This window comes from Spirosoma aerolatum (assembly GCF_002056795.1).
GTDB classification, from domain to species: Bacteria; Bacteroidota; Bacteroidia; order Cytophagales; family Spirosomataceae; genus Spirosoma; species Spirosoma aerolatum.
On sequence record NZ_CP020104.1, the window covers coordinates 6035084 to 6048859 of the forward strand.

At 50.7% G+C, this 13776-nt stretch carries 9 protein-coding genes; all 9 read right to left on the reverse strand.

The annotated features are described in order from the left end of the window. Positions 1-89 precede the first annotated feature (89 nt). Complete coding sequence (locus B5M13_RS24980; protein ID WP_080058261.1) at positions 90-1733, reverse strand: TldD/PmbA family protein; 1644 nt, start codon at positions 1731-1733, stop codon at positions 90-92. Between the two features lie 4 nt (positions 1734-1737). After that, positions 1738-3939 (reverse strand): penicillin acylase family protein, encoded by a 2202-nt coding sequence (locus B5M13_RS24985; protein ID WP_080058262.1) that lies wholly within the window; start codon positions 3937-3939, stop codon positions 1738-1740. 113 nt (positions 3940-4052) lie between these two features. Further along, entirely contained in the window at positions 4053-5501 is a 1449-nt protein-coding gene (locus B5M13_RS24990; protein WP_080060074.1) for a SusD/RagB family nutrient-binding outer membrane lipoprotein, read from the reverse strand. 74 nt (positions 5502-5575) lie between these two features. Continuing rightward, positions 5576-7225 (reverse strand): outer membrane beta-barrel protein, encoded by a 1650-nt coding sequence (locus B5M13_RS34265; RefSeq protein ID WP_245859486.1) that lies wholly within the window; start codon positions 7223-7225, stop codon positions 5576-5578. Between the two features lie 11 nt (positions 7226-7236). Continuing rightward, entirely contained in the window at positions 7237-8871 is a 1635-nt protein-coding gene (locus tag B5M13_RS34270; RefSeq protein WP_245860098.1) for a carboxypeptidase-like regulatory domain-containing protein, read from the reverse strand. 151 nt (positions 8872-9022) lie between these two features. Beyond that, positions 9023-9271 carry a hypothetical protein gene (locus tag B5M13_RS25000; RefSeq protein ID WP_080058263.1) on the reverse strand — a complete coding sequence of 83 codons (249 nt, stop codon included), beginning with the start codon at positions 9269-9271 and terminating at the stop codon, positions 9023-9025. 145 nt (positions 9272-9416) lie between these two features. Continuing rightward, complete coding sequence (gene fbaA / locus B5M13_RS25005; protein WP_080058264.1) at positions 9417-10496, reverse strand: class II fructose-bisphosphate aldolase; 1080 nt, start codon at positions 10494-10496, stop codon at positions 9417-9419. A gap of 143 nt (positions 10497-10639) precedes the next feature. After that, complete coding sequence (locus tag B5M13_RS25010) at positions 10640-13081, reverse strand: T9SS type B sorting domain-containing protein (protein WP_080058265.1); 2442 nt, start codon at positions 13079-13081, stop codon at positions 10640-10642. Between the two features lie 192 nt (positions 13082-13273). After that, positions 13274-13678, reverse strand: coding sequence for a VOC family protein (locus B5M13_RS25015; protein ID WP_080058266.1), 405 nt, complete (start codon positions 13676-13678; stop codon positions 13274-13276). Between the last annotated feature and the right edge of the window lie 98 nt (positions 13679-13776).

Genomic DNA, 13776 nt, shown 5'->3' on the forward strand with positions numbered 1-13776 from the left:
GCGAGTAGTGATGCGCGAGAATGCTGGCGCAAGCCAGAGAGTAGGCGTCGGCATTCTCGCGCATCACTACTCGCTCTAATACTACTGTTTTAAATTTTCCGTCCGGTGTTGATTACGTTTACGCCATTAAAACGGGTGGTAGGACAGCCATGCGAGACGGCGCTGGCCTGCCCCGGCTGTCCTTTCCCGTCGAAGAAAGTGCCGAATAAGCGGTAGTCGTCCTTATCGCAGATGCGGGCGCAGGAATTCCAGAACTCCTGCGTGTTGGACTGATACGCTACATCATCGAGCATACCCACTAGCTTACCGTCCTTGATTTCGTAGAAAAGCTGACCGCTGAACTGAAAATTGTACCGCTGCTGATCGATGGACGACGATCCACGGCCCAGGATATAAATACCCTTCTCGGTATCCTTAATCATATCGTGAATGCTGTATTTGCCTTCCGATGGCTGGAGAGATACGTTCGGCATACGCTGAAACTGAACACTATCCCAACTTTCGGCGAAGCTGCACCCCTGCGATTCGGTTTCACCCAACAGATGCACCTGATCGCGGGTAGCCTGAAAATTGACCAGAATACCATTCCGCACTAAATCCCACTTTTTGCAGGGAACACCCTCATCGTCGTAACCAACCAGTCCCATGGTGTTGGGCTGAATTTTATCCGCGACCAGATTGACGATTTTGCTGCCATACTGGAAGTTTTTCGATTGCAGTTTTTCCATGGTCGCAAAGCTGGTTCCGGCCAGATTGGCTTCGTAACCCAGCACCCGATCCAGTTCCAGTGGATGACCGACAGATTCGTGAATCGTCAGCCCCAGATTGGACGGGTCCAGAAGCATGTCGTACTTACCAGCCGGGACCGATTTGGCCGAGAGTTTCTCCTTGGCCTGCAAAGCCGCTGCCGTCGCGTCCTCGATCATGTTGTAGGCATACCGATAAACGGTTGGCCCGTTCGGGATCACGATTTTTTCGGCTGGATTATCGGACAAATACTCATAGCCCATCCCGATTGGAGCACTCAACGCATCCCGCGATTTGAACCGGCCCGTCTGTCGATTTACGGCCGATACGGTAAAAGTTGGCCACATCCGATGCACATCCTGATCGATATACGAGCCATCGGTCGACGCAAAATACTTCTGTTCATTGACGAAGAAGAGATTCGATGTCACGAACGAAGCGCCATTTTTGAGGGCGGCTCCATTCACCTCCATCAGCAGGTCGATCTTTTCCTTAACCGGAATTTCGAATGCATTCTTCTTTATAGGCGTTTTCCAGGTCTTTTCCCCTACCCCTTTCTGCGGAGCCAGCACGACGGGCTCCCGCTGAATTTCGGCGTTGGCTTTCGCCATATCGACCGCCATGGCAGCACATTCGGCAATGCTTTCGGGCGACATGGTGTTGGTCGATGCAAACCCCCAGGTTCCGTTGGCAATGACGCGTATCCCAATCCCGTATGACTCCGAATTGACGATGTTCTGCACTTTGTTTTCGCGCGTGAACAGGTACTGACGCAAGTATCGGCCAATACGTACATCGGCGTAGGTAGCTCCCTTGCTTTTCGAAGCGTTGAGTGCGACATCGGCCATTCGTTTTTTGAACGCTACGTCTGGACCTGGATTCAGCAATTCCTCCGCCGAAATTCGGTTTCCAGCCATCAACCCGGCAGGCAGCATGGTTGCCCCAAACCCCATGCCCGATAATTTGACAAACTCGCGTCTTTTCATACGATTACTTATCGCCTGGATGATAGATTTTTTCGGCGTGCTTATACACGTCGTCTTTGTAGAAATAAATCTCTTTGTAGGTGCCGTCGATGTATCCTCTCACCTGATCGAGGTAGTGGGGCGAAGCCGGATCAGAACTAGCTCCACCCGTCAGGATGGTTTTGGCCCGAAGTTTATCGCCGAACTCGACGGCGGCTACAAACGTATTGCCCGTAATGCCGTACCGTTTGTGTGTTTTGGCCGTTTTCCGGCTCACATAGGCATTCAGCGAACCCATAAAACCCGGTGTAGCCGGAACACCCCAACTGAGTTTATCATCGCTGGGTTCGGCATCCGCTACTCGCTGAAACCGATTGTCCATACCCCAGGACACCTGCCAGGTGCCAAACTCTTTTTCGAGTTCAGTCACCACCTGCGCCAACGCGGTAACCTGCTCCTTCGGAGAAAGAAATTCGGTCGTGATGGCGGCCCCGTTGGCTAGCGAATACTGTTCTTCGGTGGTGGCAGGCTTTGCCAGTCGCGCCATATCGAGTTGAATAATTTTTTCCAGCCAATGCACCGTAAGTGTAGTAGCCACTGAGTTGGTATCGGTCCGAAAATTCCAGGCTTTCAGCGTTTCGATGGGTTGAGCCAGTTTAGCCTTAAGCGAATCGCCCACTGTCGCGTAAGCTGCTATCAGAGCGGGGATGAAGCGTTCACCACTAGGCAGGTAGGTATCGTACGACGCCTTGATCACATCGTCCATCGTTGCATTTTTCAGTGGTGTCAACACCTTTACCGCATGAACAGCGCGGGGTGTATGTCCATCAGGCAGCATGTAGGATGGTAGCTTGTTCAGCATGTCTGTATTTAGCTCACCGGCACCGTACAAAGGCGTTGAGTTACAGTTCTGTAGCCAGCCGTTGGCCGGATTGATGTAGTGCGGAAGCTCGGTTAGTTCATGAGTACCCTGCCATTCGGTAGCCGAAGTCGTGCCATCGACGGGACGACGCCAGTCGAGCAAGGGGTTTTTCTTTGGCACGAAATTGCCGTGCCAGTACGCGATGTTGCCTTCCTTATCGGCATAGACGATGTTGCTTCCAACCATTGCCCGTGCATTGATGGCACTGGTGAACTCCTTCATGTTCCGGGCCTTCATTTTCAGCCAGTGCATCCCCAGCAGTTCGATATTCGGTTCGTAAGTTTTGAGCGCAACCCAGCGGGTGGCGGTCGCATACACAACCGGGCCATGGTGCGTGCGGTAAGTCACGAACTTTCTGGTTGCCCAGCTATCCCCTTTCTTGTAACGGAGTTCAATGGCTGTACTGTCGACTGGCTTCCAGGCCCCGTTGTAGCGATACATCCATTTTCCTTTTTTCCATTCCACATCCTCAGCGTATAAATCTTTGGCGTCGGATAGCGAAACCGGGTGCATCCAGCCCAAAAATTCGTTGAATCCCTGAAAGATGTTGAATTGCCCCAGAAACGGTGCCCCATACGAATTAAGCCCTTCGTCGCTAACCAGATGAATTTCAATACGGCCGTAGTATTCTGCGTGCGGATTGATGAAGAGCATCGCTTTTTTGCTCTGCGTACGGGAAGGTGCCAGAGCGAATCCGTTGGAACCATCGTTTTTAGGTGGTTCGGCGGTAAAGCTTCGGCTACCCGTTGCGGGCTGATTGGCATCTTTCAGGTAGAATGCTTTAAAATCAGCTTCGGTAACATTACTGCCCCCCATTGCCGGCACGTTGTTCATCAAAATCATCCACGGAGCAACACGACTAAGCAGTTTAGGCTTCACGGCCGGATGGGTGATGAGGTAATAATTGATCCCTCCGGCGTAGGCATCACACAGTTTTTTGAGCCAGTCGGGTGTTTTCTGATACAACTGAACGGCCTGTACTGAGTCGATAAACATCCGGGTCCACAGATCCCGGTAGATAGCCCCTTCGCCTTCCAGTTCAGCCGACCGGCCCAGCCGCCCAATCAACGACGTTTCGACCTTATCGAAAAACTCCTCGCACTGAATGTACATTTCGCCAAATACCGCATCGGCATCGGTTTTGGCGTATACGTGCGGAACGCCGTAGGTATCTTTGACAATCTCAATGCCCTTCGCCTGCTTTTGCAATGCCTTTACTTCCTGTGCCGAAAAGGGAGTCTGAGCCAAGGCAGAACCAATCCCCAGGCAAACAGTGGTAAGAACTATGTATAGTTTAGAATGCATACGGATCGATATTGGTTATTCGCATGATTGATAGAAACTTTCGACAGGATTTACAGGATTCACAAGATTGGTTTCTGATCTTTCTTGTGAATCCTGTAAATCCTGTCGAAAAATCACTTGAAAATGGTAACCGATTCAAACAGGCTTGGCGCAGAACGCGGGCTGTTTGGATTTGAGTTGAGTTCATTCTGCGAATAGATGAACCGACCAGGCAACTGACTACCGTTATTGGGTTTCAGCTTGACACCCAAGCCTTCAGCGCGTGTACGACGCTCGTCGTTCCAGCCCATGTGCTGGCCGTAGAACGTTACATACCGCTCTTCCAGAATCTCACGCAACAGTGCCTTATCGGCAGCAATCCCATCCTTGTTCTCGATACCACCGGCCGCAAAATCGGCAGCTACGTAGGGGTCGTATTTGTAGGTACCGGCTACTTTATACGTTGCATGCAGATAGCCCCCACTATTCAGAAAGCTCCGGTAGGTATTCAGATGCGCCAGTGCCGCATCGAAACCTTTGCCCGACCGCAAAGCCATTTCGGCCAGGGTCAAGATATTTTCCTGATAGGTCACAAGCGGGAAGCTGGCATCACGGGCAAAAAAGCCTCGGTTTGTTGTGGTCGTTAGGGTATTGGGTTCGATTACCCCCGGTGCATTCACGCCATTTTCCAGGTAATAGAACTTGAACCGGGCGGTTTCGTTGGTTTTAGCATTTCCCCGGTACGTCGCCGTTTTGGCCGGGTTGAGCAGTTCGGCATTGTAGGACCCTTCGGCCGTGATGCTCCCCGCCCGAATGTTGGTCAGGAAACTGTAATTCTGATTCTCGTTGGCGCTGGCCGTTGTCCCGTGTGTCGAATACATCGAGTTGGTATACGTGCTTACCCCTGCCAGAGCCGCTGTATACGCTTCGTTGTATTGTTTAAGATCGGTGTATAACCGAGCTTTCAGGGTATTGGCAACTTGTTTCCACTTTGTGAGATCGCCAGCAAAAAACAGGTCCTTTGTACCAACAGTCCCGATACCTGATTCGAGATCTGTGATGCCATCGTTCAACTGAGCAATCAGCTTTGGAATCAGCTCAGCCTGAGTCTCAAATCTGGGGTTTGGGTATTTCGTGGTATTGGCGGTTTCGGTAAAGGGCACATCCCCCCAGAGTTCGGTAGCCGTGCTGATGTTATGGGCCTGAATGATTTTAGTGATACCCGCCATGACCCGGTTGCCTAACTGATTCGCCTTGTCCAGTGCCCGCACCGCATTTTTGTTGGTTCCAGTGAAGAACAGGTTCCAGTCGTCGTCGAAATTGGCAGCGGTAATCTGATACTGCCCCCAGGTACCAAACTGCTGGAACGCGCCAAACCCATAGCCTGTCCAGACAATAGTGAGTCGGCTGGCCATCCCTTCCTGCGAAGCGATGTGTGCAACTTGTGTACCAGTAAAAATATATTCGGCCGAAGCGTCGGTAGGGTTGTTGGGGTCCTGGTTCATATCCGACACCAGCGACTCACAGGCAGAAGACGTCAGCCCAATCAATACGGCAAAAATGGCTTTATATCGTAGTTTCATGGAAGTAATAGGTAACGCGGGTGGAAACCCGCGATTATAAAGTAAACTATCGCGGGTTTCCACCCGCGTTACCATTAATAGTTGATTTTCAGACTAACGACCAGCGATTTAGTACTGGGATTATTGAAATAATCGACCCCACGGGCATTGCCTACACCCGATACGTTGGTTTCCGGATCAATACCCACCACCTTTGTCCAGAGCACTGGATTCCGGGCCGTAACGGCGAAACTGACCGATTCGAGTTTGGTTTTCTTGCGGAACCCGGCTGAGTTGAGTTGATAGCCCAGCGTAATTTCCCGAATGCGGGTCCAGCTTCCATCGCGTACAAACTGTTCTGTCAACTGCCCCGAGTGGCCACCAATAGAGGTGTAGAAAGACTGGTCCAGCAGCACCGGCCCTCCGCCGTAATCTTTTACGTTACCGCGAAGGGTTGTCCCCGCTTTGAACAGCGTCCCAGCGTAGTTGTACATGTCTTTCGATAGCGTCACTTCATTGCCCACATCGGCATAGGTGCCAAAATTGACCAATACGCCACGGGTTCCTTCGTAGAAATCGCCACCCTGGAAGGTCTCGAACAATACATTCAGCGACAGTTTTTTATAAGAGAGGTTCGTACCAAATCCACCACGCCAGTCGGGGTTGGGATCGCCTACAATGCCCAGCGTGGTACCCAGTTTCGGAAATCCATTGGCGGTCAGATTCATAGAGCCATCTTCATTGCGCTGATAGACACCGCCATAGAAAGACGACAGTGCGTCGCCTACGTGTGCCACCGTACTCAGTGCCCCACCCGTGAAGGTGATAATTTCGGTACCGCCGAGGCTGGTTACACGGTTTTTGTTACGGCTCCAGTTCGCAAACACATTCCACTGGAAGTCATTCTTCTGGAGTACGTTCAGGTTGAAATCAACTTCCATCCCTTTGTTTTCCATACTTCCGGCATTCGTGTATTTCTGGCTGAAACCCGTTGAACCGGCTGCCGAAACCTGCAATAAAAGGTCACGAATCTGATTCTGGTAATACGTATAGCCGATGGTCAGTTTGTTTTTGAAAAGCCGAAGGTCGGCCCCGATTTCCCATTCCGTTTTGCGTTCCGGCAACAGGTTCGGGTCGCCCTGAGTAGCACTTTCGACATAAGCACCCCCATAGCCCGAGCTGGTCAGTGTAGTGCCCCAATCGGTAAACGAGGCCGCAATATATGGCGTGGTGTTCCGATACGGTTCGGGCTGGATACCTACGATACCATACGATGCCCGCAGCTTACCAAACGATACGGGTGTACCCCGGAAAACGGGCAATTGACTAAACTGCCAGGCCACATCCGCCGATGGATAGTAAAAGGTCGATTTTGACGCACTACCAAACGTTGACCCCGATTCGCTGGCCAACGACCCATTGACGAACAACTGGTTAAAGAAGCCCAGATTCAGTGTGGAATACAACCGGGCAGTCCGACGATGCGATTCGGTATTGAACGGATAGTTGTTGGCGGCAATTGAGTTGGCAAAGTTGGCGGGAGCTTCTTCCAGAATAAAGTTGTTCATCGTGCCGCCCAACAGGTTGGATGTGCGGTCGTTGATGTTGAAACCTACAATCAACGTGCTCGTGATGTGTTCCCCAAAATCTTTACTCGCCCGACCAATCACGTCCAGGTTCAGTTCTTTTTCGGAGATGATGCGCTGATCGTAGGTGCCAGCCCCCGAATTTTCGACTGAGTTCACCGGGTTGTTCGTTACCCGACGGTCGCTGAACATATCGATGCCCCCCGCGCCGTGATGCTAAACCAGTCTTTGGGTGTAATGACCATTTCGGAGTTCATAATCAGGCGATCCACTTCCGAAAAGTTCGTCAGCTCGTTGATTGTCCAGAGCGGATCGTTATAGCTTGGGTTGGCCGAAGCACCCAGGTAATTGCGATAGGCTCGTTGCCGATTCCGAATGCCAGCTGCCGTTGGCGACGCATAATAGGTTCCTTTCCAGTAGCGACTGTCAAAATCGGGGGCAGACCGCAGCATCCCCAAATACAGTGCACTGGTGTTATCGCCTTTCTGAATCCGATTGGAGGTTGTCCGAATGTAGTTGGCATTGGCCGACGCCCGGACAATGTCGTTGAACTGACGCAGTGCATTGAACCGAACTGAGTTGCGTTTATAGTCGCTTTGCCCGGAAAAAATTCCTTTCTGCGCCAGATTACCCAGACTTAGGTAAAAATTACCCTTGTCGTTCCCTCCACTTAAGCTAATGTTGTTGTCCAGGTAGGTTCCTGTCCGGAAAACCGCATCCCGACGCGCTTCGTTGAAGGTTTCTTTGGAGTTTTTCGTGATAATGGGGTAAAACGTTTTGCCCTGATACGATTCAAAGCGAGCCCCGTTCATATTAACAGCATCCTCTCCCCCTGCCCGATTGGCAATTTTGTCGCCCCAGGAATACTGTGTAGTTGGGTTGTAAACGCCAGCCGTTCCCTGTCCGTAGGCTTCCTGAAGTGGATGCAGTACATTGACTTTATCAAAGGAAACGGTCGAACTAAAGCTGACATTCAGCTTATTATCAGTAGCGCCCCGCTTGGTTGTGATAACAATAACCCCGTTGGCCGCCCGCGACCCCCACAAACCAGCCGCCGAAGCGCCCTTCAGAATTTGCATACTGGCAATGTCTTCTGGGTTAATGTCGTTTAGCCGGGATTGTTGCGCAACGCCACCCCGCGAATCGCCCGTCGTGCTGTTGCTCATCGGTACGCCGTCGATAATGATCAGCGGCTGGTTTGACCCCGTAATGGTGTTCTGGCCCCGAATCTGGATATACGAACCCGCGCCCGGATCGCCCGTTGAGCGCGAAATCAGTACACCAGCCGCCTTACCCGCCAGACCATTGATAACACCCGTTTCGCCAGATCGCTTAATGTCTTCCGGTTTAACGGCCGATAAAGTAGAGCCCAGCCGATCTTTTTCCTCCTTGAAGCCCAGTGCCGTAACAACCACTTCGTTCAGGATTTTGGAATCAGGGGCCAGTGCTACGTTGATCGATGTCTGACTACCTACCTTAACCTCCTGCGATACATACCCTAGAAAGGAGAAAATCAGCACGCTCTCGGGCGAAGGTACGCTGATGGAATAATTACCATCGGCATCGGTTGTCGTGCCGACCGTGGAACCTTTAATGGCGATATTGACACCCGGCAGAGCAATCCGGTCTTCCTGAGCTGTCACCTTCCCTTTGACCACAATAGCCACCTGGTCGGCTGAGTTAGCCCGATGCATTGCTTTTGACGCATCCATCCGTTTTGCCTGCCTGATCTGGTCTGCATTCTCTCCTTTTTCCGCTGGTCGGGTATGGGCACCCGCTGTGGTAATCAGCGAAGCGGAGACCATCAAACACCCTAAGGTTCGTATCCTCCTTTGTAGTGATAATCCCATTGCTTTTTTTCTAGTTTATTGGTTGTATGAATTGACAAAAGCTTGGTTTACCACGCCCTTGATCCAGGCATGGCAATAGAGAAATGACAGATCGTTACCGTACAATCTACCAGAGTATCAGGGTGATGGAAGCGGCTATCTTCAACCACTGACCCCAGGACCGAAACCCAGTACCCGATGTCGATTCAGTGGTTGTTTTCTGGATGAGGTCGGCTTCCCGGTCCATATAGGTTCTGGCCAGTTCGTCCAGCTTTCCTTCCCTAAGTAGTTCCAGAAATACCTCCAGTTCCTCATCCGTTGCCTCATTAGCGAGATACCGTTCCAGTAGCGTTGCCATCATCGTTTGCTCATCCATAAGGTTTTTGTTAAGTACGCATAAGACAATCGACACCCCGGAAGCAGGTACCCCTCACATTAAAAATTTTTAATTTTCGGGCAAAAAAAAATGCCGAACTCATGAGAGTTCGGCAGTTGCCTCTACTGTATCGTTTACCCGACGATTAGGCCAGTCGGTTAATGCAGTTCAGATCTTCGAATGCTACTTTCAGGCGTTGCACCATGCTTTCTTCGCCTTTACGCAGCCATACACGAGGATCGTAGTACTTCTTGTTTGGCGAATCGGGACCTTCGGGGTTGCCTAACTGCGACTGAAGGTACCCTTCTTTCGCTTTGTAATAGTTCAGAACACCTTCCCACATCGACCATTGCATATCGGTATCAATGTTCATTTTCACTGCACCGTAACGGATAGCTTCGCGGATTTCTTCGCGGCTGGAACCCGAACCACCGTGGAATACGAAATTCACCGGCAGCGGACCCGTGCCATATTTCTCCTGAATGTATTGTTGCGAGTTGTGCAGGATGATCGGCGACAGTTTTACATTACCAGGCTTATACACGCCATGCACGTTACCGAACGCAGCGGCAATGGTGAAGTTTGGTGAGATTTTGCTCAGTTCTTCGTAGGCAAAAGCCACTTCCGAAGGCTGAGTATACAGTTTGGAATCGTCGACGTCGGAGTTATCGACACCATCTTCTTCACCACCCGTTACGCCGAGTTCGATCTCCAGCGTCATGCCGATTTTGGCCATCCGCTCGAAGTATTTGGCGCAGATTTCGATATTTTCTTCAATCGGCTCTTCCGACAGGTCAAGCATGTGCGACGAATACAGGGGCTTGCCGGTTTGGTCAAAGTGTTTTTCACCAGCCGCCAGCAACCCGTCGATCCAGGGCAGCAGTTTCTTGGCGCAGTGGTCGGTATGCAGGATCACCGGAACGCCATACAGTTCGGCGACATGGTGAATGTGCAGGGCACCCGAAATGGAGCCTGCAATGGCTGCCTGTTGCTTATCGTTGGGCAGGCTTTTGCCACCATAAAAAATTCCACCACCGTTCGAAAACTGGACGATAACCGGCGAGTTAACAGCTTTGGCTGTTTCCAGAACAGCATTCACAGAGTTAGTACCAACGACATTGACAGCCGGCAAGGCATAGTCGTTCTCATTCGCATGACGAAAAATTTCAGTGACACCTTCGCCGGTCACAACGCCGGGGGCAAAACGGGCGGCTACTTCGCTCATAATTAGGTCTAAATTTGGATTCGTTCAAGAAATAGTTTACCGAAAGTGCGACCGGTTAACCTATTTGGTTTTCAAAGGTAAAGTTGGGGATATTAGCCGAATTTTGCTACTATTCATTCATTTTGAGGATAGCCAAATGGTTGTCAGCGAATTACTTCGATAACACCTTTTCGGGTAAATCCAGCCGGGTAGAAGGAATTTTTCATGGCGAGCCGATACACATATAATCCCGTTCCAACGGGTTGCCCTTTAAAGGTCCCATCCCAGGTCGACCAGCCTGCCGAAACGGCTGTTTCGCTAATGCCTTCGTAAACAGGCTCTCCCCAGCGATTGAAAATAGTCAACGTCATGCTTTCTGCCCCGGTACTATACACCATCAGGGTTTCGTTCGTTCCATCCCGATTGGGAGTAAAAATATCCGGCACATACGCTACGGGCGGAGTTGGCGGGCAGTTGGCACTCACACGAACCGAATCGCTTGCCTGACACCCAGCCGACGAACGTACGTTGATGGTATACCAGCCGTAATCGTTTACGCGGAGTACCTGCTCGGTACCGATGATTCGGCCCGCTTTTAACCAGCTATACACAACATCAGGGAGTACGCCAGCATCCAGACTAATCGGGTTGGCATTGGCAAAACAGGTGTCGATCTGATGGATAGTCAGTTGCAGTTTCGGATATGGGTTCAGCGTCACCATCTGCGAGTCGCGGCTCATACAACCCGTTTTCGTGCTACGGGCTGTAACGGTATATTGCCCATTTTGCCGGGCCAGAAGCGTAGCGCCCGCTAGTGAACGGCCATCCGGCAATTGCCAGCTAAAAGCATCCCAATCCGAATTGGGAGTGGCCCGGAGGGTAAGGGTATCTCCGCAAACGGTTTGGGTCGAGGTAACAAACCGAAATGGGGAGGGCCGGGTAAAACTTGCCGTTACGTCTTTTTCAGCAAAACAGGAGGCATCTTCGGCACTGGTAACCCGCACCCGATACGTTTGGACGCCGTTCACGTTCGATACGATCAGTGAGTCCAGTCGTTCGTTAGCTACATTAATCCCAGGGCCAGTCCATTGGGGCGTTCCACCCGTTGCCTGTGCATTGAGCCGAACCTGCCCACAGGAATCCGGTATGCTGGTCACTGTTGGGTTCACCTCGACCAGCACAACCGCCAGTTCTTCGGTAGACGTCATGTGAATGTCAGCACATTTACCTTCTCGAACTTTCAACAGATACGTACCTGATTTTTCGGGCTTCAGGGTTGATGAGGTTGCTCCCGTAACCGCTGTTCCATTCAAATACCATTGATAACTCAGGTAATTTACATCCAGATTCTGGGTTTTGGACGAAAGCAGAAAATTGTTACAACCGCCAAGCTTAGCCAGTTCGATATTCACTTTTGGCAAAAGCCGGGGAATGGTATCGACATTGAAAGGTAACCCGGCCAGGGCTTTTCTACCTCCAAGATAGATAGCTTGTGAAACGAGGTCGCAGCCTGCGCCTACCTGATTGGGCTGGTTAATCGCCATCAGATAGTCTTCGCCCGGCTGCGAACCATACAGTTTACCATCGGGCCCAATTTGCAATGCCCCTACACCGGGCGACGCGTTTCGTTGCGCCTGCACAGTCAGGGTTGCTGTAATAGCCAGATCGCTAACCCGTATCTGATAGATTTTTTTACTCGACAAAGTTGACAAATAAATCAGTGAATTATCGGGCGAAAACTCAAGTCCATAAGCCCCAACTGTTGCCGGGACTTCCAGCTTTCGGGCATTTGAGATAGCCCCGGCCTGATTGTCGAAATCGAATAATTCCAGAAAACCGCCCTCTACACTATCGGAAACGGCAACAGCCAGTAATTTCCCATCATGCGACGGTTTCATATATCCCTTGCTCTCCCGGTGCGGACTACCTGCCCGATACAGCGACTGATGTACCGACCCCACGTTGTACACTTTAGGCGTAAGAATAAGCCCATTATCATTGAGCAAGTACACCCGAAAAGCATTTGTGGTCAGTTCATGCGTAATGATCCAGTGATTCAGGTTGTTGCAATGATAAATGGTTGTAATTTTTTCCGACGATGGCGACAGTAGCGGTTTATTCCTGACGGTCAGCCCACCTAAGCCGCTATTCAGATTCATGCTGACTATCGAATACTGGATACCAGCTGGTTGATCGGAACTGGCAACGGAAAACACATAAAACTGATCGCTACTATTCTGATAGGGAACAATCAGGGCCGACTGTGTGCTTCGGCTCCCCCCTCCCAGATTAACGGCTCCAGGCATAACCTCATGGTTTCGATTCCAGATGGTGCTGCCATCGGTGTAAAACAGCAATTGCCCATTGGCATCTGACTGGCTAGCGCACCCTTCCATCGAACGGAGTTGCCCATTCGTTACGGCCTGGAGAGCCCCTCCATTAAACGTAATCCCTGCCCCATTCCCAAAATACCAGTTGCGAGCATTTGCAGGGACCTGCCCTCTCACAGAACCGATCCAAAGGCCATTCACCAATAGGATACTACCCAGGAAGCTATTAAAAAGAAAAGCCCGAACACGTAGACAGAAGTCATTCCATAATTTCATAGGCGTGCACAACGGATGAGTCAAACAGATCCGCAGCCCTCTTCAGTGTATAGAGCCAGCGGATTAGGTCAAGGTGGAAATACACATATGACCTATTTATTACTCAAATCGTTGTAAATTTTAATCTCAACGTTCTGAAACTCTGGATATAAATACCTGCCCAGAACATTTGGGAATCGGATAGCCTTTATGTTATCCATCTAACCGTTGCTGTGCTGCTGATGTAACTGGCGCAAAAAAGTTGATCAGATTTCCGTCGGGGTCGCGGAACAACAGCGAACGGTTGCCCCAGGGCATGGTTGTAGGCTTCTGAACGATGGCATCCCCTAAAAAATCCGCCAGTTTTTCGTATTCATTATCTACATCCTCAACTCGCAATTCAATAATAACTGACCGATTGGTAGCCGCTCTAGCCACATCGTCTCCACCGAATAGCTGTACTGTGCGTGTGCTTCCGATAGCCAGCGTAGCCAACGGTGTGCGTAACTCAGCAAAATCATCGGTGTACCGTGTCATGGGCATACCCGTAACCTGCTCATAAAACGAAACAAGACGGTTGAGATCGGCGGTAATGATCCGGGCAGAAGAAAAATTCATTAGCGATAGGTTTTTAATTGTATGCTACAAAGAAAATCCCTCTCACTGACAGCGGTATGTCAGTAGCAACGGTTGATTTGTGGAAATGTGCCGCTTGG